Origin of the sequence: Bifidobacterium sp. UTBIF-68, assembly GCF_006408855.1 — a bacterium.
Taxonomy (GTDB): Bacteria; Actinomycetota; Actinomycetes; order Actinomycetales; family Bifidobacteriaceae; genus Bifidobacterium; species Bifidobacterium reuteri.
This window is the reverse complement of sequence record NZ_JFAN01000012.1, coordinates 1-23,464: the sequence shown is the minus strand read 5'-3', so window position 1 is coordinate 23,464 and position 23,464 is coordinate 1. Positions and strand designations below refer to the sequence as shown.

Annotated in this window: 17 protein-coding genes; 7 read left to right on the top strand and 10 right to left on the bottom strand. The window is 61.8% G+C overall.

Going from position 1 to position 23,464, the window contains the following annotated elements:
• The first annotated feature begins 52 nt into the window (after positions 1 to 52).
• Genes BW14_RS03690 through BW14_RS03675 form a run of 4 tightly spaced genes read left to right on the top strand, consistent with a single transcriptional unit; the run spans position 53 to position 3,664 of the window.
• Complete coding sequence (locus BW14_RS03690) at positions 53 to 724, top strand: MptD family putative ECF transporter S component (RefSeq protein WP_052382000.1); 672 nt, start codon at positions 53 to 55, stop codon at positions 722 to 724.
• Positions 725 to 750: 26 nt separating this feature from the next.
• Positions 751 to 1,500: an energy-coupling factor transporter transmembrane component T gene (locus BW14_RS03685; protein WP_044088452.1), complete on the top strand. Its 750-nt coding sequence runs from the start codon at positions 751 to 753 to the stop codon at positions 1,498 to 1,500.
• Positions 1,497 to 2,954 (top strand): ABC transporter ATP-binding protein, encoded by a 1,458-nt coding sequence (locus BW14_RS03680; protein WP_044088250.1) that lies wholly within the window; start codon positions 1,497 to 1,499, stop codon positions 2,952 to 2,954. Before BW14_RS03685 ends, BW14_RS03680 begins: the two co-directional genes overlap by 4 nt.
• A complete protein-coding gene (locus BW14_RS03675) occupies positions 2,951 to 3,664 on the top strand; it encodes a hypothetical protein (RefSeq protein WP_140489279.1) in 714 nt (237 codons plus the stop codon). The genes BW14_RS03680 and BW14_RS03675 overlap by 4 nt, the downstream gene beginning before the upstream one ends.
• Before the next feature lie 210 nt (positions 3,665 to 3,874).
• Here the strand turns inward: BW14_RS03675 and BW14_RS03670 are convergent, their stop codons facing one another.
• Together BW14_RS03670 and BW14_RS03665 are read right to left on the bottom strand one after the other, a co-directional pair.
• Positions 3,875 to 4,582: an SDR family NAD(P)-dependent oxidoreductase gene (locus BW14_RS03670; RefSeq protein WP_140489278.1), complete on the bottom strand. Its 708-nt coding sequence runs from the start codon at positions 4,580 to 4,582 to the stop codon at positions 3,875 to 3,877.
• Between the two features lie 130 nt (positions 4,583 to 4,712).
• Positions 4,713 to 6,314: an ABC-F family ATP-binding cassette domain-containing protein gene (locus tag BW14_RS03665; RefSeq protein WP_044088253.1), complete on the bottom strand. Its 1,602-nt coding sequence runs from the start codon at positions 6,312 to 6,314 to the stop codon at positions 4,713 to 4,715.
• Positions 6,315 to 6,451: 137 nt separating this feature from the next.
• Between BW14_RS03665 and BW14_RS03660 the strand changes: the two genes are divergently transcribed.
• Positions 6,452 to 8,398 (top strand): bifunctional ADP-dependent NAD(P)H-hydrate dehydratase/NAD(P)H-hydrate epimerase, encoded by a 1,947-nt coding sequence (locus tag BW14_RS03660; RefSeq protein WP_044088255.1) that lies wholly within the window; start codon positions 6,452 to 6,454, stop codon positions 8,396 to 8,398.
• Between the two features lie 105 nt (positions 8,399 to 8,503).
• Here the strand turns inward: BW14_RS03660 and BW14_RS03650 are convergent, their stop codons facing one another.
• The 6 genes from BW14_RS03650 to BW14_RS11870 form a co-directional block, all read right to left on the bottom strand.
• A complete protein-coding gene (locus tag BW14_RS03650) occupies positions 8,504 to 9,217 on the bottom strand; it encodes a response regulator (protein WP_044088256.1) in 714 nt (237 codons plus the stop codon).
• A 2-nt stretch (positions 9,218 to 9,219) separates the two neighbouring features.
• A complete protein-coding gene (locus tag BW14_RS03645; RefSeq protein WP_140489277.1) occupies positions 9,220 to 12,126 on the bottom strand; it encodes an ATP-binding protein in 2,907 nt (968 codons plus the stop codon).
• 143 nt (positions 12,127 to 12,269) lie between these two features.
• Positions 12,270 to 12,902 (bottom strand): K(+)-transporting ATPase subunit C, encoded by a 633-nt coding sequence (kdpC, locus tag BW14_RS03640; RefSeq protein ID WP_140489276.1) that lies wholly within the window; start codon positions 12,900 to 12,902, stop codon positions 12,270 to 12,272.
• Between the two features lie 33 nt (positions 12,903 to 12,935).
• Complete coding sequence (gene kdpB / locus BW14_RS03635) at positions 12,936 to 15,020, bottom strand: potassium-transporting ATPase subunit KdpB (protein WP_375137672.1); 2,085 nt, start codon at positions 15,018 to 15,020, stop codon at positions 12,936 to 12,938.
• 91 nt (positions 15,021 to 15,111) lie between these two features.
• Complete coding sequence (gene kdpA, locus BW14_RS03630; protein WP_044088261.1) at positions 15,112 to 16,788, bottom strand: potassium-transporting ATPase subunit KdpA; 1,677 nt, start codon at positions 16,786 to 16,788, stop codon at positions 15,112 to 15,114.
• Positions 16,789 to 17,024: 236 nt separating this feature from the next.
• Positions 17,025 to 17,354: a hypothetical protein gene (locus tag BW14_RS11870; protein WP_140464702.1), complete on the bottom strand. Its 330-nt coding sequence runs from the start codon at positions 17,352 to 17,354 to the stop codon at positions 17,025 to 17,027.
• Between the two features lie 235 nt (positions 17,355 to 17,589).
• Between BW14_RS11870 and BW14_RS03620 the strand changes: the two genes are divergently transcribed.
• Entirely contained in the window at positions 17,590 to 18,225 is a 636-nt protein-coding gene (locus BW14_RS03620) for an HAD family phosphatase (protein WP_140464704.1), read from the top strand.
• Between the two features lie 58 nt (positions 18,226 to 18,283).
• Here BW14_RS03620 and BW14_RS03615 read toward each other — a convergent pair whose 3' ends face one another.
• A complete protein-coding gene (locus tag BW14_RS03615; RefSeq protein WP_223847874.1) occupies positions 18,284 to 20,194 on the bottom strand; it encodes an ABC transporter ATP-binding protein in 1,911 nt (636 codons plus the stop codon).
• A complete protein-coding gene (locus BW14_RS03610) occupies positions 20,194 to 22,095 on the bottom strand; it encodes an ABC transporter ATP-binding protein (protein WP_181161764.1) in 1,902 nt (633 codons plus the stop codon). Before BW14_RS03610 ends, BW14_RS03615 begins: the two co-directional genes overlap by 1 nt.
• Before the next feature lie 181 nt (positions 22,096 to 22,276).
• Here BW14_RS03610 and BW14_RS03605 point away from each other — a divergent pair, with 181 nt between their 5' ends.
• Positions 22,277 to 23,200 carry a LysR family transcriptional regulator gene (locus BW14_RS03605; RefSeq protein WP_044088263.1) on the top strand — a complete coding sequence of 308 codons (924 nt, stop codon included), beginning with the start codon at positions 22,277 to 22,279 and terminating at the stop codon, positions 23,198 to 23,200.
• The last annotated feature ends 264 nt before the right edge of the window (positions 23,201 to 23,464 follow it).

Sequence of the window (23,464 nt, the reverse complement as noted above, 5' to 3'; positions counted from 1 at the left end):
CATTATCCATTCATACGAACATTCACGCGAACTCATACGAAACGGAATCATTGTGACCTCACCGAATACACCCGCAGAAACCCCGAACCAGCCCGCGCAGTCCGTGTCTCAGTCCGCACCGGAAGCCAGGAAGCCCGGCAAGCTCCAGGTCGCCGACCTCATCACCATCGGCGTCTTCGCGGCGCTGTACTTCGTGATGGTGTGCATCGCCACGCTGGTGAGCACCATCGCCATGGGCGGCTTCGGCTCGATCTTCCTTCCTGCCGTGGCCGCGTTGATCTCCGGCTGCGTGTACATGCTGCTCGCAGCACGTCTTGGCAAGTTCGGCGGCATCACCGTCATGGGCGTGGTGATCGGCCTGTTCCTGTTCGTCTCCGGCCACTTCGTGCTCTCGTTCATCGCCAGCATCGTCTTCCCCGTGGCCGCCGACCTTATCGCGCGCGCCGGCAAGTACAAGAGCAAGGTGTTGCTGCTCGTCAGCTACATGGTCTTCTCCTACGGCCTGACCGGCCCGATCCTGCCATTGTGGTTCATGAAGGACGCCTATGTGGCGAGCCTGCAGGCCCGCGGCAAGGACGCGGCGTACATCGATGGCGTCTTCGCCAATATCAACACCGGCTCGTTCTTCCTCGCGATGGGCGCGATCCTGGTCTGCGCGGCCCTCGGCGGCTGGTTCGGACAGAAGATGCTCAAGAAGCATTTCGTCAAGGCCGGCATCGTCTGATGCGGGCCAACCTGAATGATTCTTCAGTGAACGCCTCACGTCCGTCGGCTACACCGGCGACGGGGGCGTTCGCATATGCCGTCCGGCCCACGCTCGACCCGCGTACAAAGCTGTTCCTGCTGCTCGCGGCCAATCTCATGCTGTTCTTCCATGTGGCGCTGACCACGCAGATCGTCATGGTCGTCCTGTTCCTCATCCCACTGGCGGCGGCCGGACGATGGAAAACCACGCTCAATTTCGCCATCACCTATGCCGCGTTCACGGCGCTGGGCCTGCTTGACCCGGACGCGCTCGGACTGCCGTGGCTGCATGTGGTTTCGGCGCTGGCGGTAGGGCTGGCGATGATGTTGCCCTGCTTCATCACAGGCGCCTACGCGTTCACCACCACGTCGGCCAGCGAGTTCATCTGTTCGATGCGGCGCATGCATGCGCCGGAGGCAGTGGTGATTCCCTGTGTGGTGGTGATCAGGTTCTTCCCCACCATCGCCGAGGATTACCGTCAGATCCGCAACGCGATGGCTTTGCGAGGCATCGCGGCTGGCGGCTGGGGACTGCTGAGGCATCCGGCGCAGTCGCTGGAATACATCCTCATACCGCTGCTCATGAATGCCACGACCGTGGCGCAGGACCTGTCCGTGGCGGCCCTGACCAAGGGGTTGGGTCGTGAGGGAGCGCATACCTCACGCACACGGATTCGCATGGGGGTCCTCGACTGGCTGGCGATGGTTGTGGTGAGCGTGCCGATCATCCTTGACATGGCTGGGGTATTGAGATGAGCGTGCGGAACCGGGAATCCATAACAGACCACGTGTCGTTCAGATATGAGCATGCACAGGAAACAGCCTTGCACGATGTCTCATTGGACGTCCATCAAAGCCGATGCATCGTATTGTGCGGCGCAAGCGGCTGTGGCAAAACCACTTACTCCCGCATAGTCAACGGGCTTGTGCCGCAGTTCTTCCACGGCGAGTTCACCGGCCGACAGATCACCTGCGGCCTCGACGCGTCGACCGTGCCGATTGACCGGCTCACACCGTTGGTCGGCAGCGTGTTCCAGAATCCAAAGACCCAGTACTTCAACGCGAACGTCACCGACGAACTGGCATTCGCCGCCGAGAACATGGGATTGCCTGCGGACGACATCAACCGGCGCATCGCGTCGGTGTCCGACCGGTTCGGCATCGGACCGCTGCTTGGACGCAGCATCTTCCACCTATCCGGCGGACAGAAGCAGCGCATCGCCATGGCGGCGGCAAGCGTGCTGAATCCGAGGCTGATGGTGCTGGACGAGCCGACCAGCAATCTCGACGCTCACGCCATCGCGGACATGCGTACCATGATCGAGCGGATGAAGGCCGACGGGCTCACCATCATCATCGCCGAACACCGGCTAGCATGGCTCAACGGTGTGGCCGACCGGTACGTGGTTTTCGACGGCGGCCGTATCGTCAGGGAGTACGAGGCCAGCGAATTCCTCGCTCTCTCCCCCGGCTGCATCGCCGCGATGGGTCTGCGCGCGCTCAACCTCGAACCGTACCGCAAGCAGATCGCGGAGTTGGAGAGGCGGCGAGCATTCCCCTCCTCTTCCAGCGGGGCGACGCCTCTGCTCGCCACACGCGACCTCGCCATCGGCTACCGAGGACGCGACGGCTTCATGCGGCATGTGCCGGACATGGCCTTCCGCGCCGGTGAAATCACCGGGCTGATGGGGCACAACGGCTGTGGGAAGACCACGTTGGTGAAGACACTGACCGGGCTCGTCAAGCCGGCCGGCGGCACCATCATGCTCAACGGTCGGAAGGCCCGTCCGCGTGACCTCACGCGCGCCGGATTCATGGTGATGCAGGACGTCAACTATCAGCTGTTCTCCGACAGCGTGCGCGAGGAGCTCATGATCGGGTTGGACGAGACCGACCCGGCCGTAATCGCGCAGGCTGACCGGGTGATGGACGACCTCGATCTCACCGCGTTCGCCGACCGGCATCCGATGAGCCTATCGGACGGGCAGAAGCAGCGCGTCGCCATAGGCTCCGCGCTGATGTGCGGCAAGGACCTCATCATCCTCGACGAGCCGACGAGCGGACTCGACCGTTACCACATGGAGCAGGTGGGCGGACTACTGCGTCAATTGGCCGCCCGCGGCAAGGCGATCCTCGTGGTTACGCACGACGAGGAGCTGGCCGCCGGCTGGTGCGACCGTATCATCAATCTGGAAAGGAACCAATCATGAATGCGACAAACATGTCAGGCACAGCGGGCGCACCGGCGTTCGACATCGCCGACTGGCTTGGGGACTGGGAAAGCTTCGAGCATTACATTGATTCGGACGACCCCACCATCCAGCAAACCTGGGAGGCCGCCGAGCAGGCGGTGCTCGCAGATCCCCGGATGGCGCCGATGGCCGCCCATGGCATCCGCACATTCTGGTCAATGGCGTGCGCCACCACAAGTCCAGAGAACATCATCCATATCGGATGGTGGCGGGTGAGCGAGCCGGGCGGAGCCGGTGCCGCCGCCAGCGCTGTGATTCGCATCGAATGGTTCGCCGAGGACAACACCAGCCTCGACATCTACGACTACCGCATCGACCATGTGATCGAACATGGCCTGGAAGGCTCCCCGACTTTCGTGTTCACGACCGACGACCCCAATGCCGAGGACAGTCCGTTCCGCTGGCTGCTGGCCATCGCGCCATTGCCCTCGCGCAGGGCGTTCACCGAAGGCGGACTGCTGAGTCATCTGCATTTCCAGTACGCCAATGACCTCGCCACGCTGGTCGTCAGCGGAGAACCGGATGCCGACATTCATGCAGAAGGCACCGCGTCCGGCTCAGCCACGGAGACCCTACGCAATCCGCGATGGTATGCCACCATGTGCGCCGATGAGGGCACCGCCCAGGACCGTTGCGCAATCATCCGCGCGTTGCACCACCTGCAGTAGTCGAGCTCACCGCGAAGCATACAGCGGAGCTGTTTGCAGGACGAGCCGGCAGCGAATGACTTGGGAGAGAGATACAAGCTGGAATCCGTAGTTATTGGCGAGACAATCCACTAGCTCGCGTTGAGACGCGACATGGTCCGTGTCCTGCAATTGGGAACGCACTGCGTGCGCGGCATGCCGACTCGCCTGTCGGGTGGCCAGGAAGTGGCTTCAGCTGTTGCGGTTGATCTCGATGTCGGTGACGGTGAGGTTCGCCTCGTTGACGAGGTTGAACAGGATGACCTCGGCCAGGGGCCCGGGCTGCATGAACGTGTGCTGCTTGGCCTCGGACACGTAGTCATGGCTGTCGCGGTAGAAGGCGGTGTCGATGCCGCCCGGGTAGACGGCCACCACCTTGACGCTGGTGCCCTTGTACGCGGCCTGCAGGCTCTTGGTGTATCCCTTCTCGCCCCACTTGGTGGCGCAGTACACGCTTTCGTTCGCATTGCCGCGGGTGGCCGCGGTGCTCATGATCTGCGCGATTTTCACGTTCTGCTCATCGCAGGCCTTCAACGTCTCCACGGTCCACAGGATCATGCCCTTGAGACCCTTGAGGCACTTGTCCACGTCGGAGGCCTCATAGGCGGTGGGCACTTTGAACGACGGCTGGCCTGCGTTGTTGATGAGCAGGTCGATGTGGCCAAGCGCGGCGATGTCGGCTACGGAAGCGCGCACGAACGCCTCGTCGGTGATGTCACCCACATAAGACCGGTACGATTCGGCCGGCCATTGCGCGGACAGCTCCTCCTGCCGCTCGGCATTGAAGTCGATGCCCGCCACGAGCCAGCCCTTGGCGATAAGCTGGCTGGCGAACTCGTAACCGAGCCCCATGGCGCTGCCGGTGACGATGGCGATCTTCTGTCCTGTCGGGGTTGCCATGATCGGCTCCTTTGCTCCGTTGGTCCTTTGATTTTCCTATGGGATTGTCGATTGTCCGTTGTGGCGGAGGTTTCCTCCGCGGCAAACCTCCGCCACAGCTCCGCTTGGCGCGGGAGCCTTGATATGCCAGCTACTCCTCCGCCACGAGTTCCAGATAGCTGTCGTTCCACAGGTCCTCGTCGCCGTCGGGCATGAGCAGCACGCGCTCGGGGTTGAGCGCCTCGACCGCGCCCTCATCGTGGGTGACGAGCACGATCGCGCCCTCGTATTTGGCGATGGCCTTGAGGATCTCCTCGCGGGAGGCCGGATCGAGGTTGTTCGTGGGCTCGTCGAGCAGCAACACGTTGGCGCGCGAGGTCACCAGCGTAGCCAGCGCCAGACGCGTCTTCTCGCCACCGGAAAGCACACGTGCCGGCTTCATCGCGTCATCCCCGGAAAACAGGAACGAGCCGAGGATGGAGCGGGCCTGTGTGTCGTTGAGCTCCGGAGCCACATGCGTGAGGTTCTCCAGCACGGTGGCGTTGAGGTCCAGTGTGTCGTGCTCCTGGGCGAAATAGCCGATCTTGCATCCGTGGCCGTAGTCCACGGATCCGGTGTCAGGCTGCTCCAGATGAGCCAGCAGACGCAGCGTGGTGGTCTTGCCGGCGCCGTTGTATCCCAGGATCACCACACGCGAGCCCTTGTCGATTGCGAGGTTCACACCGGCGAACACGATGTTGGAGCCATACGCCTTGGAGATATCCTTGGCCATGATCGGCGTCTTGCCGCAGGCGGCCGGCTCCGGGAAGCGGATGTCGGCGACCTTCTCCTTCTTCTGCGCCTCCGAGGTGTTCTCCAGCAGTTTCTCCGCGCGCCGCATCATGTTCTGCGCCGCCACGGCCTTCGTGGCCTTCGCGTGCAGTCGGATGCCCTGCTTCATCAGGCGTTCGGCCTTCTTCTCGGCCACCTCGCGCTCACGGCGACGACGCTCCTCATCCACGACGCGCTGGTGCAGATACGCCTTCCAGCCGAGCGAATACATGTCGATCTGTCCGAGCTGGGCATCGAGATGCCACACCTTGTTCACGGTTTCGTCGAGCAGTTCGGTGGAGTGGGAGATCACCAGGAAACCGCCCTCGTATTTCTTCAGGAAGCCACGCAGCCATTCGATGGAATCCGCGTCCAGATGGTTGGTCGGCTCGTCGAGGATGAGCGTGTCCGCGTCGGAGTAGAGGATGCGCGCCAGTTCGATACGCCGGCGCTGGCCACCGGAGAGGGTGCCGAGCTGCTGCTCCATGACATCCTGCGGCAGACCCAGTGATGCGGCCATCGCAGTGGCTTCGGATTGGGCCGCATATCCCCCGGCCTTTTCGAAGTCCTGCATGGCCTTGTCGTACCGGGTCATGGCCTTGCTCATCACATCCGGGTCGGGGTCGGTCATCTCCTTCTCGGCCTTGCGGATCCGGCTGATGATGGTGGCGATGTCCCTTGCGCTCATCATACGGTCGAGCGCGGTCTGCGTAGGGTCGGCGGCATGCGTGTCCTGAGGAAGATAACCGAGCTTGCCGGATACGCGCACCTTGCCAGATGTGGGCAGCATATCCCCGGTGATGACGCGCGTCAGCGTCGTCTTGCCGGCGCCGTTGCGGCCTACGAGACCGATCTTGTCCCCTTTGGCCACGTGGAAATCCGTGGGGTGAAGCAGTGTCCGCGCGCCGATCTGAATCTCCAGACCCTGTGCATCAATCGCCATGCCTCACCTGCCGCTTTCCTTCGAATCCTGAACTATTGCGAATAAACCAACAGACCATGGTAGCGGAAGGCGTGAAGAATGGTGGCGTGACGGCTAGAATGATTCATGGTCATGCCGTTCTCACAAGGGGGATTGCCATGGAATACACCGATGATGCGGAACGCCGTGCACTGTTGCTGCACAGTGCCTACGATACGCAGACCGTACGGGATATGGAGCGCCCTCTGCTGGACAGGGGCGTGCCTCTGATGCGCATGGCGGCGCAAGCTGTGGCGCATGTGGCTGCCGGATTGCTCGATGACGAGGATCTTGCTCTGGAAGATGCGTCAATCGTTCTGCTGGCCGGAGCCGGCGACAATGGTGGCGACGGCCTCTTCGGCGCCGCCATGTTGGCTCAGGAGGGCGCTTCCGTCACGGCCATTGCCGTGGGCCGTTCTCTGCATGAGTCGGGATTCGCCGAATTCGTGCGGTCAGGCGGCAAGATCCTAGTGCTGGATCCGGCTGCCGACATCCCCGGCTGTGCTTCGGGGTTCTCCGCCGGCGAGGCCGGAGAACGGCTGCAGACCGCCATCTCAGTCGCTTCGCGGGCCCATCTGGTCATCGATGCGATGACCGGCATCGGCGTGCATGGCGCATTGCGGGGCATCCCTGCTGCGCTGGCGGAGGCGTTGGGCCGAGATGGCGCGATTCCTGACGAACCGGCGTTGCCCGGGCGTGAATCGTCCGGTGACTTCCCTCTGATCGTGGCTGTGGATACTCCGTCTGGAGTGGGCGTGGACGATGGTGCGTTGCCCGGTCCCTATATCCCCGCCACGGTGACGGTGACGTTCGGCGCGATGAAACCTTGTGCGGTACTGCCGCCGGCAACATTCGGATGCGGGCGTATCGACCTGGTCGATTTCGGATTCGACATCGATGAGGTCGAACCTGCCGTGGAGGTGGTGGATGGCGCATTCGCCTCTGACGCCATCCGTCTTCCGCATGTCGATGATGGCAAGTATTCGCGCGGTGTTGTGGGATTGGTGACCGGTTCTCAGCGTTATCCCGGTGCCGCCGTGCTGACGGCCCGCGCGGCTGCCCGTACGAATACGGGGATGGTCCGGTATCTGGGACCGGAGCGTGCACAGAACATGGTGCTGTCCGCCATGCCTGAGGTGGTGATTGGCAAAGGGCACGTGCAATCCTGGGTGATCGGTTCCGGAGTGCCGTCCGCAGGCGCTGCCGGGGCGGATGCCGATGCGCAACGCGAGACGATTGCGGCGCTGCTGAAGCATTATGCATTGAACGGTGATGCCGCGACGGATGATATCGTCTACGATATGCCTCCCGTCGTGGTCGATGCCGGTGCGTTGGATCTGCTTCCCGCCCGCGTGCCGGGGCAGGTGGTGATCACGCCGCACGCCGGCGAGATGGCATCATTGCTGAACAGACTGGAGGATGAGGCATCCTCCGATGCTGCTCGCAATAACAGCATCTCTCGCGATATCCCGTCAGATGAGGATGTGCTCCCTCATGAACAACCGGACGAACCTCTTGACGAACCGTCATCGTTGTCGATACGGACCGGGAGCACGACGCCTGACGGCGCCCATGCTGCGCATGGTGTCGGTTCACATGCAGGACGTCCGCAACATGCGTCCGCCAGTGGTGCTTCCCGTCTTACCGCACAGGATGTGCAATCGGATCCGTTGGCTTGCGCGCGCAGGGCGCATGAGCTGACCGGTGCCACGGTGTTGCTTAAAGGCGCGGTAACCATTGTGGTGGACGAGGACCACACCTATGTCTCCGGCAGCGCTCCCGCCTGGTTGGCCACTGCAGGGTCAGGTGATGTGCTGGCCGGCATGGTCGGCGCTCTGCTCGCCCAGCAGGGTGAGGCCATCACGACAGCAGAAACCGCGGCCGCCGGAGCGTATCTGCATGGGCAGGCGGCGGCCATCGCGTCTGAATCCGAGCAACAGGGGTGGCAGGAACCTGATCTGATCGGCCGCACACATCGCCAGCGATTCATGACTCTGGGCCACCCCATTGTAGCCAGTGATGTCATTCAGGCGATTCCCGAGGCAATAGCCGACATCATCGCGTGAATGCCCAGGCTTAGGCATCCACCTAGCGTGTCGGGTTGTATAGGTGACCACAAGCAAGAGATAGTCGCCAATACAACCCGACACCGGTTCCGATGATTCGGCCGTCTACACCTCGGGTTCGCCGTCGATGTCAAGCCGATACCCCATGCCCGTCTCCGTTTTCAGGTATTTGGGATGCGCGGGATCCGGCTCGATCTTCTTGCGGAGCTGCGAAATATACAGGCGCAGATATCCGGTGTCCTTGACATGCTGGGAACCCCAAATGGATGTGAGCAGATCCTGACGGGTCACCAGCTTGCCGGTGTTGCGTGCCAGCACCTCGAGCACTTTCCACTCCGTAGGGGTGAGCCTGACACGCACTTCGCGTCCTTTATGCCCGCGGAACACGGCATGGGCGTTCAGGTCCACGGTGATATCCCCGAACTGGATCAGTGGGGTTTCGCTGTCCGAAGGGTTCTCTTGCGCGACCCTTCGCAACAACGCGCGGATACGCGCCAGCAGTTCATCGATGGATACGGGTTTGGTCACATAGTCGTCCGCACCTGCGTCCAATGCGGCCACTTTCTCACGCGCGTCGGTACGGCCGGATACCACGAGAATCGGAGCATCCGTCCATCCTCGCACTCCTTGGATCACCCCCATGCCGTCCATGCGCGGCATGCCCAGATCAAGCACGAACAGATCTGGATGCTCTTCGACCGCCACGGTGATGCATTCGACTCCATCGCGTGCGGTAACGATGTCGTATCCCTGCGAATGCAGGGTGATCTTCAGCGCCTTCAGGAACTGCGGATCGTCGTCAGCCACGAGAATCTTCATCGTCAGGCCTCCTTCTTTTCGCTGTTGTGTGCATGACCGGCAGATGAATCTGCATCATCATGTCCCTTGTCGTCCGAAACTGCCGGTACGGGGACGGGAGCATGAGTCGAGTCGGCTGCTTCCCCGTCGCCCTGTTGCACCTGCGTGGTGCTTGTCTTCTTCGCAGCGGCGGCTGCAGTACCGTTGGCTTGTTTTTCTTTGCCGCCGCGCATGATGCCATAGGTGATGAACCGATCAAGACCGCGTTCGTCGGAATTGCCGTGTCCAGGCAACGGCAGAATCACATCCGAGACCGCACCAGAGACGTTCAATGTATCCCGTTCGAGAATCTCGGCGGGATTCGGGCGCTCGTTCGCCGGAATCATCTGGCCCACGCGCAGGGCATGGTCGGCCTCCCTCAGCGTGATCACGATGGTCAATCCGCCTCCCGGAGTGTCCTCAGGACTGATGGACCCGCCCATCGATTCGACGAATCCCTTGGAAAGCGCCATGCCGAGCCCCAGTCCGGTCGTGTTGTCGGTGTCGCCCAGACGATGGAACGGCAGGAATATGTCGTTCTTGCGCGCATCGGGAACGCCCGGCCCCTGATCGGCCACACGGACCTCCACCAAACCGTTGAACGCGGAAGCGGACAAGCGCACACGCTTTCCTGCGGGCGTGAATCGCATTGCATTGACCACCACGTTCGACAGCGCCCTGCGTAGCAACGCGGGGTCGGCCACGACCAGCGGCAGATCCGGCGCGATGTCCAGATCGATGGACCATGGTCCGATGCCAAGCTCGTCGAACAGGGGGATGATCTCCTCCCCCACGTCGGTGGCGACCAAAGACAAGGGCAGTGCACCTTCGCGTATGCGCGAGACATCCAGCAGGTCAGTGACGAGCTTGGTGAGCTGCTTCAACCCGTTGGACGCCACATTGAGCAGTTCCTTGCGATCGTGCTCGCTCATGGTGTCGCCCATGCGCTGCAATCCCGACACCGCCGCAGTGGCCGAGGCGAGCGGCCTGCGCAGATCGTGGCTCACCGCGTTCAGCAGGCCGGTACGAACCTTTTCGGCGGCGGCCAACGGCCCGATTTCGCTGGCTTTGCGCTCCAGATCCTTATGTTCGAGCACGGTCTGGATCTGCGAGAGGATCGCCAGCAGCATGCGCTGGTCCGATGCCTCGATGGATTTGCCATACAACTTGAGCTTCGGCCCATGATCCGATAGCGACACAGTCTCGGGTTCCTCGATGGGCGAGGAGACATCCGAGCCGTCCTCGTTATCCATTCTCGTGCCGGGCTCACCATCCGAAATGATGACACGCTTGTCCTGCACGACGCGCACGCAGCTGAAACCGAACGCCTCCCGCGTGCGATGGACGATGGCCTGCAACGGGTCATCGCTGCGCAGCACCGCTCCGGCCACGCTGGCCAGGGTCTCCGACTCGGCGCTGGCGCGTTGTGCCTGACGCGCGATGGTGCCGGCTCGATCGACCACCGCGGAGACGATGATGCCCACGATGACATAGAGGATGATGGTCATCACATCCGAGGCATGCACGACGTGCAGCGTCCCGATGGGCACCGTGTACAGGAAATCAAGCACCAGACCTGAAAGCACTGCACACACCATGGCCGGAACCAACCCGCCTATGACCGCCGACAGCACCACCATCAGCTGCAGGATCAATGCGTCCCGCTGTGCGAAATACGGTTCGCTGAACTCGTACAACGCCAATGCCGTCAACATCACCGACAGTATGGCGAATGCGAAACCGGCTGCCTGACGTTTCAACGCGATGGGCTGACGATTCGTGGAGGGCATGGAGATGCCCTTGCTCACGAAGGAATGCGTGACGATATGCACGTCGATATCGCCGGATTTCTCTATGATGCCGTTCGGCGTGGAGGGGCGACCGAACCATCTGGCGAACATGCCTCGCCGCGATACGCCGACGATCACCTGTGTGGCGTTGTTCGCCCGTGCATAGTCCAGCAGGGCATCGGAAATGTCCTCGCCCACGATCTGATGGTAGGTGCCTCCCAATTCCTCCACCAGCTGACGTTGTTTGATCAGTAGCGCAGGGTTCGAACCGGCCAGACCGTCTTCCGGCGTCACATGCACGGCGATAAGATCGCCACCTCCCGAAGCCCGGGCCACGCGCGCGCCGCGTCTGAGCAGCTGTTCGCCTTCGGGTCCGCCGGACAGTGCCACAATCACGCGTTCGCGCGTCTCCCATTTGGCGTTGATGTGATGCTCGTCGCGGTACTCCTTCAGCGCTTCATCCACGCGTCCGGCAAGCCACAACAGGGCAAGCTCACGTAATGCGGTGAGGTTGCCGACGCGGAAGTAGTTGCTGAGCGCGGCATCAACGCGATCCGGCTTATAGACAAGGCCTGCGGAAAGACGTTCGCGCAGGCCTTCCGGCGGCAGATCGACAAGTTCGACCTGGGTCGCGGAGCGCAGGACCTTGTCGGGCACGGTCTCCTTCTGCGTACTGCCGGTGATCTCACGGACTACGTCGTTCAACGATTCGATATGCTGCACATTGATGGTGGTGATCACATCGATGCCCGCATCAAGCAGATCCTCGACATCCTGCCAACGTTTCTCATGCACCGAGCCGGGCGCGTTGGTATGCGCCAGCTCATCGACCAGCGCCACCTGCGGGTGACGTTCGATGATCTTGAAGAGATCCATCTCCTCAAGCCACATGCCACGATACCGGACGCGCCTGCGCGGGACCTGTTCGAGTCCGAGGGCCGCCTTCGCCGTGGCGGTGCGTCCGTGGGTTTCCAGCAACGCTATGACGACGTCCTTGCCGTCCTCCTGAAGACGATGCCCCTCCTTGAGCATCGCGCACGTCTTGCCCACACCGGGCGCGGCACCCAGCAGCACCCTGAATGTACCCCTTGCCTCTGCCATACCTTGCCTTCCCCCGATGGATGATGGAATCCCTTATCTATGACTGTATACGATAAACACCATCAGGGGTGATGGCGCATGCAATGCACACCATCACCCCTGATGATCGGTTGCAACTTGTTGTTTTGCGAACAGTCGAACCGTTACTCGAGCTCGTCGAGCGCGAGGTTCAGCTTGACCACATTGATCGTGGACTCGCCGATGAAGCCGAGACCACGTCCGGTGGTGTTCTCCTTGACCAGCTTCTCGACCTGCTCTTCGCTCAGACCGCGCTCCTTGGCGACACGCTTGACCTGAATGGCCGCGTACTCGGGGCTGATCTCAGGATCCAGACCGGAGGAGGAAGCGGACACGGCGTCGGCGGGAACATCCTTGACGCTCACGCCTTCACGCTCGGCAATGGCCTTGCGCAGTTCCGTGGTGCTCTTGATGAGGTCCTCGTCAGCGTGACCCTTGTTGGTGCCGGAGGAAGCGCCGCCGTAATAGCCCTGGTTGTCCTCCTCCTTGTTCGGGTCGGAGGCCGCGGACGGACGGGACTGGAAGTACTGCGGCAGAGCATCGCCATTCTCATCGGTGAAGGACTGGCCGATCAGCGAGGATCCGACGACTTCACCCTGAGCGTTGGTGATCATCGAGCCGTTGGCCTTGTCCGGCATGCCGAGCTGACCGATACCGGCCAACACGAACGTGTAGACGACAACGATGACGGTGAAGACGATCACAGCCTTGAAACCGGCCCAGTAGCTGCGCAGATTCAATGACATTGATGATTTCATAATGACATCTTTCCTTTATTTCAGCGGATTCGATCAGAAGCCCGGAATCAGGCGGACGAACAGATCGATGATCCAGATGCCGATGAACGGGGCGATGATGCCGCCCAGACCGTAGACCTTGAGGTTGCGGCCCAGGATCTTCTCACTGGCTTCGGCACGGTACTTGACGCCCTTCAGGGCCAGCGGAATCAGCAGCACGATGATGATCGCGTTGAAGATGATCGCGGAAAGCACTGCGGACAGCGAGCTGTGCAGACCCATGATGTTGAGCACGCCAAGGCCGGGGAACTTCTCCATGAACATGGCCGGGATGATGGCGAAGTACTTGGCCACATCGTTGGCGATGGAGAAGGTGGTCAGGGCGCCACGGGTGATGAGCAGCTGCTTGCCGATGGCCACGATATCGATCAGCTTGGTCGGGTCGGAGTCAAGGTCGACCATGTTGCCGGCTTCCTTGGCTGCGGAGGTGCCGGAGTTCATGGCGACACCGACATCGGACTGGGCAAGGGCAGGGGCGTCGTTGGTGCCGTCACCGGTCATGGCGACGAGCTGGCCCTTGGCCTGCTCCTTCTTGATGTAGGCGAGCTTGTCTTCAGGCTTGGCCTCGGCGATGAAGTCGTCGACACCGGCCTCCTGTGCGATGGCCTTGGCGGTCAACGGGTTGTCGCCGGTGACCATGACGGTGCGGATGCCCATCTTGCGCAGGTCGGCGAAGCGTTCCTTCAGACCCTTCTTGACGACATCCTTGAGCTGGACGACGCCCAGGACCTTAACCTCGCCGTTGGCGTACTGCTCGGCGACGACCAGCGGCGTTCCGCCCTGGCCGGAGATGGAGTTGACCTTCTCGTGCAGGGCGTCACGGACCTCGACGGGCATGACGCCGCCTTCCTTGTCGATCCATGTCTCGACGGCGGAGGTGGCACCCTTGCGGATGCGGTCGCCGTTCGGCAGGTCAAGGCCGGACATGCGGGTCTCAGCGGTGAACGGCACGTCCACGGCTCCCGGCACTTCATCAAGTTCGAAGCCTTCGGACTTGGCGAGGGCCACGATGGACTGGCCTTCCGGAGTGGCGTCGGCAAGAGAGCTCAGCGCTGCGGCCTTGGCCATCTCGTCATGGTCCACGCCGGGCAGGGCATGGAATTCGGAGGCCTGACGGTTGCCGTAGGTGATGGTGCCGGTCTTGTCGAGCAGCAGGGTGGTCACGTCGCCGGCGGCCTCGATGGCGCGACCGGAGGTGGCGAGCACGTTGTGCTGCACCAGACGGTCCATGCCGGCGATGCCGATGGCGGAGAGCAGGGCGCCGATGGTGGTAGGAATCAGGCAGACCAGCAGGGCGATCAGGACCGTGAGGCTCACGGAGGCGCCGACGGACGATGCCTGCGGGTTGATGCACAGCACCACGACGAGGAAGATGATGGTCAGGGAGCTCAGGAGCACGTCCAGGGCGATCTCGTTCGGGGTCTTCTGGCGGTTCGCGCCTTCGACCAGGGCGATCATCTTGTCGACGAAGCTCTCACCGGGCTTCTGGGTAATGCGGACCACGATGCGGTCGGAGAGCACACGGGTGCCGCCGGTCACGGAGGAACGGTCGCCGCCGGACTCACGAATCACCGGGGCGGATTCACCGGTGATGGCGGACTCGTCCACGGAGGCGATGCCGGAGATGATGTCGCCATCACCCGGGATCAGCTCGCCGGCGGAGACGACCACCACATCGCCGAGCTTCAGATCGGAGCTCGGGATCTCCTCGATGTAGGCGGAGCCTTCACCCTTTTCCGGGCCACGGGCATCCGGGTCGTTCTTCTCGTCATAACCTTTGACGATGTGGGCGGGCGTGGTGGTGCGGGTCTTGCGCAATGCGTCGGCCTGCGCCTTGCCACGGCCTTCGGCCACGGCCTCGGCGAGGTTGGCGAAGAGCACGGTGGCCCACAGCACGATTGCCACGATCCAGGTGAAGTAGACCGGCTCGCCGTTGGCCAGCGAGGCGTCGAACAGCTGGAAGATGCCCAGCAGGGTCAGGAATGCAGCGCCTACCCACACGATGAACATGACCGGGTTGTGCCACATGTTGCGCGGGTCGAACTTGCGGAACGCATCCGGCAGGCTCTTGCCAAGCATGGCACCCAGCGACTTGTTGTTGGATTTCTTGACGTCGTCCGCGATGGAAGCCGCGTTGTTCGCGACGTCATTCGCAATTGCGGAAGTCATATCAGGCCACCAAACCTTCTGCCAACGGTCCCAGAGCAAGAGTCGGGAAGAACGTCAGCGCGGAAATAAGGAAGATTACGAACACCAGAAGGACCACGAACAGACCATTGTCGGTCTTCATCGTGCCTGCGGTCACCGGCACCTTGTCCTGCTTGGCAAGGGAGCCGGCGAGAGCGATCACCAGGGCAATCGGCAGGAAGCGGCCAAGCAGCACGGCGAGACCCAGCGCGGTATCAAGCCACGGGGTGTCTGCGGTGATGCCGGCGAACGCGGAACCGTTGTTGTTCGCAGCGGAGGTGAACGCGTAGACGACTTCGGAGAAGCCGTGGTTGCCGCTGTTGTTGAGCGACGTGTCGAAGATCGACTGGCGGGCAAACGGCAGCGCGAAGCTCAGGGAGACGCCCACGACCACGGTGATCGGCATGACGAGGAAGTACAGCGAAGCCATCTTCATCTCGCGAGGACCGATCTTCTTGCCGAGGTATTCAGGGGTACGGCCCACCATGAGGCCTGCGATGAACACTGCCACGACGGCCATCACCAGAATGCCGTACAGGCCGGCGCCCACACCACCCGGGCTGACCTCGCCGAGCATCATGTTGAGCATATACATCATGCCGCCAAGCGCGGTGTAGGAGTCATGCATGGAGTTCACGGCACCGGTGGAGGTGGAGGTGGAGGTCGTGCCGAACAGGCCGGACCATACGATGCCGAAGCGGGTCTCCTTGCCTTCCATCGAACCGCCGGTCAGGGAGGTGATCGGGTCGTTGGAGAAGGATTCGGCGGTGACGACGCACAGGAAGCTGATGCCGAAGAGGATCACCATCGCGCCGAGCAGCGCGTAACCCTGGCGAATGTCGCCGACCATGCGGCCGAAGGTGCGGGTCAGGGCCACCGGGATGCACAGCATGAGCAGGATCTCGATGAGGTTGGTCCACATGTTCGGGTTCTCGTACGGGTGCGAGGAGTTGGCGTTGAAGAAGCCACCACCGTTGGTGCCGAGCTCCTTGATGACCTCCTGGGAGGCCACTGGGCCCTGCATGATGGTCTGCTGGCCACCTGCGACGGTGGTCACGTTGACGAAGCCGGCGAAGTTCTGGGCCACGCCGAGCGCAATGAGGATGATGCCCATGACGATGGAGATCGGCATGAGGATGCGCAGCGTGCAGCGGGTCAGATCGACCCAGAAGTTGCCGATGGTCTCGGACTTGCGCCATGCGAAGCCGCGCACCAGCGCGATCGCCACGGCGATGCCGACGGCCGCGGACACGAAGTTCTGCACGGCGAGGCCGGCGAACTGAACGGTGTAGCCGAGCGTGACGTCAGGCGAATAGGACTGCCAGTTGGTGTTCGTCACGAAGGAAGCGGCGGTGTTGAACGCCAACGGGCCTTCGACGTTCGGGAAGCCCAGCGAGAACGGCAGCCACTGCTGCACGCGCTGGAGCAGGTAGAGCACCAAGACGCTCATGAGGGAGAAGCCGAGCACGCCGCGCAGGTATGCCTTCCAGGTCTGTCCCTTCTTGGAGTCCACGCCGATGATCTTGTAGATCCACTTCTCGAAGAAGAGATCCTTGTCGGACGTGAACACATTGAACATGTAATCACCCAGCGGCTTGTAGATGGCCGCGAGGATTATGGCGATCAGCGCGAACGCCATAACAGCAAACACATATACCATGCGATGAACCTTTGTTTCCTTTTCCCGATGTCAGGCAGCAAGACTGTTGTGCAGCCTTCGTCCTGTATTGCAGGCTCTTCTCTCCGGCTGTCTGCGGCTGTCTGCGGCTGGATCCATCGGGATTTCTGTATTGCTTTGGCTCGGTCGTCAGAATTTCTCAGGACGGCACAGGGAGTAGATCATGTAGCCGATGCCCACGATCCCCAGTACGACACCCAGCACAGTGAAGAACGTCATCATAGTCTGTCAACCCACTTTCCGAACAGATCAACGAGAACGAAGAACACTACCGTGCCGACAACATAGGCAACATCAACCCACCAGGGCATGCTTTCTCCTTCATTATCGAACAAACCCGATAGAGCATTCCGGCTTCCCCGTTCAGGGCAGCCCAGACTACACCATCGGGTCATTGCGATTCTCAAGCTTATGAATTCGGTGATGGTTTTGTGACGGTTTTTACGGCTTACATACATGCCCGTTATCGCACTGCGGCGATTTCCTAACACATCGCTAACACCTTCATTTCTATCTTGGTCAGATGAGCATTCGATGACTGTTTTCATGTTCGCCAGGACGTTTGGCTGGACGTTTGGCTGGACGTTCGCGAACAGTCGAACGATGCGTCATTGAGGGAATGCAGTGTGGCGAGGACGCTGGCCAAACCAGGCTACTCAGTTATCCTTTCCGCCATGGATACTGTGAGCAAGGCTCGCGACGCCGTCCGCCGCTCCCCCGATATCCGTCGCTCCCGTACACTGGTTCCCGGAACCTTTCTTGGGATATGCAAGGAGCTTTTGTATGGCTGACTCCCCCGCCACCATCACTGATGTAATCTTCGATTTCTGCGGCGTACTGATCGATTGGGACACCCGTGCCTGCCTGACCGGACGATTCGCGGATGACGTGGTGTCCGCGATCTGCGCGCCCGACGATCCGCATGGTTTTTTCCGCTATGAGGACCGTATGGACGCCGGCGAGGACTTCGACAGCATCTACCCGGATGTGGTGCGCGAGCAGGGCGAGGACATCGCGTCGATCTTCCGCTATTACATCGAGCATTACGCGGATGCGTTGCCGCGCACGCTGCCGGGCATGACCGAGCTGCTCGCCGACCTCAAGCGCCACGGCTACGGCGTGTGGGGTCTGACCAATTGGTCGCACGAGACCTTCCATCTGGCCTTCGAGAAGTTCCCTCGCCTCGAACAGCTGCTGGACGGCACGGTGGTCTCCGGCATGGAGAAGATGCACAAGCCGAACGCCGACATCTACAACCTGACCATGGAACGCTTCGGCCTCACGCCCGAACGCTGCGTCTTCTTCGACGACACCGCCAAGAACATCGTGGGAGCCAACGAGGTGGGCATTCACGGCATCCTCTTCTCCGGGGCCATCGCGGCGCGTGACTCCCTCGCCAACCTCGGCGTGCGGCTGTAACGCTGTAACGATATAACGCTGTAACGCTTTCGGCCGTGCCCACCGGCACGGCCTTCCATCACCCCTTGAGCCCGGTGTACAGCGTGTAGTACCGTCCCTTCAAGGCGATGAGCTCGTCATGGGTGCCGCGCTCGATGATGCGCCCGGCCTCGATGACCATGATGCAGTCGGCGTTGCGGATCGTCGAAAGGCGATGCGCGATGACGAACGTGGTGCGCCCCTTCATCAGCTCGTCCATGCCGTGCTGAACCAGCGATTCGGTGCGGGTGTCGATCGACGAGGTCGCCTCGTCGAGGATCAACGCGGGCGGATCGGCGACCGCGGCGCGCGCGATGGCGAGGAGCTGCCGCTGTCCCTGGCTCAGGGCCGCGCCGTCTGCCGCAAGCTGCGTCTCATAGCCGTCGGGCAGCTTGGCGATGAAGGCGTCGGCATTGGCGAGGCGCGCGGCAGCCTTCACCTCCTCGTCGGTGGCATCGAGCCGTCCGAAGCGGATGTTGTCCATGATGGACCCGGAGAACAGGTGCGTGTCCTGCAGCACCATGCCCAGAGACCGGCGCAGGTCGCCCTTGCGCATGTTCCGGATGTCGATGCCGTCGTAGGTGATTGAACCGGAGTCGATGTCGTAGAAGCGGGTGATGAGGTTGGTGATCGTCGTTTTGCCGGCGCCGGTGGAGCCTACGAGCGCGATCTTCTGGCCGGGCTTGGCGAACATCGTCATGTCGTGGAGCACTTCCTTGCCCTTCACGTAGCTGAAGTTCACATGGTCGAGCCGGATATCGCCGCGCATCGGCGTGATATGCCCGTCGGAGGGGTCCTTCCACCCCCAGTCGTCGGTGCGTTCCCGAGATTCGACTGGGCGTCCGGAGTCGTCGCGCGTGACGTTGACGAGCGCGACGCGGCCGTCGTCGCCCTCGGGCCGCTCGTCGAGCAGCGCGAAGACGCGCTCGGCGCCGGCCAGCGCCATGACGATGGAGTTGAGCTGCTGGGAGACCTGGGAGATCGGCATCGTGAAGCTCTTGACGAACGTCAAGAAGCTCACGAGCGCGCCCAGCGTGAGTCCCGTGGCGCCGGTCATCGCGAGCGCCCCGCCGATGAGCGCGCACATCACATAGCCGATGTAGCCGAGCTGGTTGTTGATGGGCCCCAAGTATCCGGCGAACTTGTTCGCCTTGTTGGAGGCGTCGTACAGCTTCTCGTTGACTTCGCGGAAGTCGCGTTTGGCGGCATCCTCGTGCGTGAACACCTTGACGACCTTCTGCCCGCTCATCATCTCCTCGACGAAGCCGTTGAGCTTGCCGACCGATTTCTGCTGCTGCGAGAAATGCGCGCCGGAGCGGCCCGTGAGCACCTTGGTGAGCAGCACCATAATCGCGGCGATGACGAGCATCACGCCGGTCAGCGGCACGCTCAGGTAGATCATCGATACAAGCACCATGGCAAGCTGGAGCACCGAGGTGAGGATCTGCGGGATGGACTGGGAGACCATCTGGCGCAGCGTGTCGATGTCGTTGGTGTACAGGCTCATCACGTCGCCGCGCGAGTTGGTGTCGAAATAACCCAGCGGCAGCTTCTGCATGTGGCCGAACATGCGGTTGCGCAGCCGGCGCATGAATCCCTGGGTGACGAACGCCATGAGCACGGACTGCACCGCCGTCGCCGCGACACCTACCGCATACAGGCCCGCGAGGCCAAGAATGGCCCCGAGCAGCGGGCCGAAGTCGCGTGCGGCGGGATTCGCGTGGACGAGCGGCATGATGTAGTCGTCGATGAGCCTTTGGATGAACAGGTTGCCACGCACGTTGGCGAACACGGTGGCGAGGATGCACGCCATGATGAGCGCGTATTGCACGCCGTAGTGCGAGAAGAGGTCGCCCATGAGGCGCGTGAACGTGCGCCACGGGTGGCCCATCTTCAGATAGTCCTTGGCTGCGGCCGCGTTCCTGCCCGCATTGCCCCTTGGCCCCGGCATCACTTCACCTCCGATTCATCGTGCGATTCGTCATGCGCTTCGTCATGGTCGCCCATCGCGGCCTCGTCGAAGTCGCCGCCGCCCTTGGTCTGCAGTTCGACGATGCTCGCGTAGATATCGTCGCTCGCCACGAGTTCGGCGTGCGTGCCGACGCCGTGGATGCGCCCGTCGTCCATGACGACGATCATGTCGGCGTCCTGCACGCTGGAGACGCGCTGGGCGATGATGATCTTGGTGACCTCAGGCATCTCGGTGGCGAAGGCGTGCCGGATGCGCGCGTCGGTGGCGGTATCGACTGCGGAGGTGGAGTCGTCGAGGATGAGCACCTTGGGGTGTTTGAGCAGGGCGCGGGCGATGCACAGGCGCTGCCGCTGTCCGCCCGACAGGTTCTGGCCTCCCTGTTCGACCACGGTGTTGTAGCCGTCGGGCATCCGGTCGATGAACTCGTCGGCGCAGGCGATATGGCAGGCGCGGCGCATGTCCTCGAGCGTCGCGTTCGGGTCGCCCCACTTGAGATTGGAGGCGATGGTGCCGGAGAACAGCACGTTCTTCTGCAGGACGACGGCGACGTTGTCGCGCAGGGTGTCGAGGTCGTAGTCGCGCACGTCCACGCCGCCGACCATGACCTCGCCGCCGGTCACATCGTAGAGGCGAGGGATGAGGTTGACGAGCGACGTCTTGGCCGAACCGGTGCCGCCGATCACGCCGACGACCGCGCCGGAGGGGATGTGCAGGTCGATGTCGTCGAGCACGCGCTCGCGTCGTCTCGTACCGGTGATCCTCGCGGCCATGTTGGCGCGACGTTTGGCGGTGGGATCGTTTTCGGAGAGCGTGACCTTGGGGTAGCTGAAATCGACGTCGTTGAAGTCGATGGCCCCGTCCTTGACGGCCATGACGGGATGCTCAGCCACGGGCATGTCGACCCGTTCGGTGAGCACCTCGGCCACACGGCGCGCGGAGGCGGACGACATCGTGATCATCACGATGGTCATCGACAGCATCACAAGGCTCATGAGGATGTTCATGCAGTACATGAGCAGGGAGGTCAGGTCGCCGGTGGTGAGGTCGCCCGCGACGATGAGGTTCGCGCCGAACCAGCTGATGAGCAGCATCGAGGCCCAGACGGTGAGCTGGATGACCGGGTTGACGGCGGCGAGGGTCAGTTCGGCTTTCATGAAGATGTCGTAGATGCGCTTGGAGATCGTACGGAACAGCTCGTTCTGCATGTCGCCGCGGTCGAACGCCTTGACCACGCGGATGGCGGTGATGTTCTCCTCGGTGTTCTCGTTGAGCACATCGTATTCGGGGAACGCGCGGCGGAAGAAGCGCGCGGCGATGTTCATGAGCACGCCGAGCACGATGCCGAGGAAGATCACGACGCCGAGATAGATGAGGGCCATGCGCCCCGAGACGACGAACGCCATGCACATCGCGACAATCAGCGAGCTCGTGGCGCGCGGAACCATCCTCATGATCATCATGAACGCGTTCTGGATGTTCATCACATCCGTGGTCAGGCGTGTGACGAGGCTCGGCGTGGAGAACCGGTCGATGTTGGTGAACGAGAAGGTCTGGATGTTGTCGTATTGGTCCTGCCTCAGGTTCCTCGCGAAGCCGGCGGCGGCCTTCGAGCCGAACACCGAGCCGAGACATCCGACCGTCAGGCCGCACAGCACGACCACGAGCATAATCAGCGACGTGCGCACGATGACGCCCATATCCCCCTTCTCGACGCCGTCGTCGATGAGCGTGGCCATGAGCAGCGGCACGATCATCTCGCATATGACCTCGCCAATCATCACCAGCGGGGTCAGGATGGCATCCCGCCTGAATTCCCCGATGTGCCGCATCAGCACCTTGACGGTTTCCACCCGTTCCACCTTTCGTGTTTTCGTTGTCATCCGCGGATTTCGAGGCCTGCTTCCCCCATTTCGTGGATTTCGACATCAACAGGTTAGCAGTCATCCGGCATACAGACCGCATGTTTCACCGCTATCCGTATCTCACAGGACAGACTGGAACATGGAAACAACTGGCTATAACCGAACCCATCGACCATGCCCGATGCTATAACCGTTGCTTATGACTCTGCTTCAGCTCAAATACATCGTCAAAATCGTCGAATGCGGTTCGATGAACGAGGCCTCGCACGCCCTGTACGTCTCCCAGCCCGCCCTGAGCTCCTCCGTGAAGGAATTGGAGAACGAGCTCGGCATCGAGATCTTCACCCGCTCCTCGCAGGGCATCGCCCTGACCGTGGACGGCGCGGAGTTCCTCACCTACGCGCGCCAGGTGCTTGACCAGGCAGACCTGCTTGAGGAGCGCTACAAGCACGCCAAGCCGCGCAAGCAGCTGTGCCAGGTCTCCACGCAGCACTATATGTTCGCCGTCGAGGCGTTCGTGGAGATGATCAACTCCATCAAGTCCGATGAATACGAGTTCACCATCCGCGAGACCCGCACGCGCGACATCATCAACCAGGTCGCCAACATGCAGTCCGAAATCGGCATCATCTACCTGTCCGACTTCAACAAGGACGTGCTCGGCAAGCTGCTGCGCGAGAAGCATCTCGAGTTCCATCCGCTGTTCCGCGCCCCGCTGCATGTGTTCATCTCGCGCAACAACCCACTGGCCGCCAAGAAGGTCATCACTATGGAGGATCTGAAGCCCTACCCGTTCCTGCAGTACGAGCAGGGTGAGGAAGGTTCGTTCTACTTCTACGAGGAGGCTGTCTGGCCGGAGTACTCCCCCAAGCAGATCAACGTGACCGACCGCGCCACGATCCTCAACTTCATCATCGGCCTGAACGGCTACACGGTGTGCACCGGCATCGACAACGGCGACCTCAACAACGAGAAGATTGTCACGGTCCCGCTGGAATCCGATGAGACGATGCTGCTCGGCTGGATCACCAACGAACGCGCCAAGCTGTCCAAGGCCGCCGAAACCTATCTTGAGAAACTCAAGTCGGTCGTGGCGTCCCACGGCTACAAGCTCATCGACTGACATACCTGTCAGGTGTCATTGACCAGCCGCTTTCGGCGGAAAAGGTGCTTCCCTCCTGACTGAGGAAGGAAGCACCTTTTCCGTATGTAGGTATACGACCGGCATACATACCACCAACATCTAGGCGGAAGAGCCACTGATATAACGCCAAACGACCGTATGTTCGCGTTCAAACGCAGGTGCCGCGAACATACGGTCTGTTATGACCATCAAAGCGGCTGTATGTTTGCGGCGTATTCGTTGAGGCGCGAACATACAGCCGCC

Bases quoted from the DNA above. Each gene is read 5' to 3' on its own strand.
- BW14_RS03670 (WP_140489278.1), bottom strand. From the start codon at position 4,582: ATGGCAACCCCGACAGGACAGAAGATCGCCATCGTCACCGGCAGCGCC.
- BW14_RS11870 (WP_140464702.1), bottom strand. From the start codon at position 17,354: ATGAAAACAGTCATCGAATGCTCATCTGACCAAGATAGAAATGAAGGT.
- kdpB (WP_375137672.1), bottom strand. From the start codon at position 15,020: ATGCTTGGCAAGAGCCTGCCGGATGCGTTCCGCAAGTTCGACCCGCGC.
- BW14_RS03680 (WP_044088250.1), top strand. From the start codon at position 1,497: ATGAGCGTGCGGAACCGGGAATCCATAACAGACCACGTGTCGTTCAGA.
- BW14_RS03645 (WP_140489277.1), bottom strand. From the start codon at position 12,126: ATGGCAGAGGCAAGGGGTACATTCAGGGTGCTGCTGGGTGCCGCGCCC.
- BW14_RS03615 (WP_223847874.1), bottom strand. From the start codon at position 20,194: ATGCCGGGGCCAAGGGGCAATGCGGGCAGGAACGCGGCCGCAGCCAAG.
- BW14_RS03650 (WP_044088256.1), bottom strand. From the start codon at position 9,217: ATGAAGATTCTCGTGGCTGACGACGATCCGCAGTTCCTGAAGGCGCTG.
- kdpA (WP_044088261.1), bottom strand. From the start codon at position 16,788: ATGGTATATGTGTTTGCTGTTATGGCGTTCGCGCTGATCGCCATAATC.
- BW14_RS03610 (WP_181161764.1), bottom strand. From the start codon at position 22,095: ATGACAACGAAAACACGAAAGGTGGAACGGGTGGAAACCGTCAAGGTG.
- BW14_RS03620 (WP_140464704.1), top strand. From the start codon at position 17,590: ATGGCTGACTCCCCCGCCACCATCACTGATGTAATCTTCGATTTCTGC.
- BW14_RS03660 (WP_044088255.1), top strand. From the start codon at position 6,452: ATGGAATACACCGATGATGCGGAACGCCGTGCACTGTTGCTGCACAGT.
- BW14_RS03605 (WP_044088263.1), top strand. From the start codon at position 22,277: ATGACTCTGCTTCAGCTCAAATACATCGTCAAAATCGTCGAATGCGGT.
- BW14_RS03675 (WP_140489279.1), top strand. From the start codon at position 2,951: ATGAATGCGACAAACATGTCAGGCACAGCGGGCGCACCGGCGTTCGAC.
- kdpC (WP_140489276.1), bottom strand. From the start codon at position 12,902: ATGAAATCATCAATGTCATTGAATCTGCGCAGCTACTGGGCCGGTTTC.
- BW14_RS03665 (WP_044088253.1), bottom strand. From the start codon at position 6,314: ATGGCGATTGATGCACAGGGTCTGGAGATTCAGATCGGCGCGCGGACA.